Origin of the sequence: Zoogloea sp. LCSB751, assembly GCF_002028455.1 — a bacterium.
Classification (GTDB): Bacteria; Pseudomonadota; Gammaproteobacteria; order Burkholderiales; family Rhodocyclaceae; genus Zoogloea.
In genome coordinates this window covers 1-241 of record NZ_MWUM01000551.1, presented here as the reverse complement: position 1 = coordinate 241, position 241 = coordinate 1, and the positions used below count along the sequence as shown (strand labels likewise).

General features: G+C 53.9%; 1 protein-coding gene. It reads right to left on the bottom strand.

Annotation, left to right across the window (positions count from 1 at the left end; all coding sequences use genetic code 11):
* Positions 1-241 (bottom strand): transporter substrate-binding protein (locus tag B4920_RS27670; RefSeq protein WP_145954656.1); only part of this gene is annotated, 241 nt, incomplete at both ends.

Genomic DNA, 241 nt, shown 5'->3' with positions numbered 1-241 from the left:
GAGAACGCCACCACCGGCACGTCCGTGGCTTTCAGCCCCTGGTTCGCCAGTTCTTTATAGAAAGGCACGTTGGAATCACCGTTGATGGTGGAGACCACCGCCGCTTTGCCGCCCGTGGAGAACTTTTTGATACTGGCGACGATGGTCTGGTAATCGCTATGTCCAAATGGGGTGTAGACCTCTTCAATATCTTTATCTTCAACGCCTTTCGAGTGCAGGAAGGCGCGCAGGATCTTGTTGG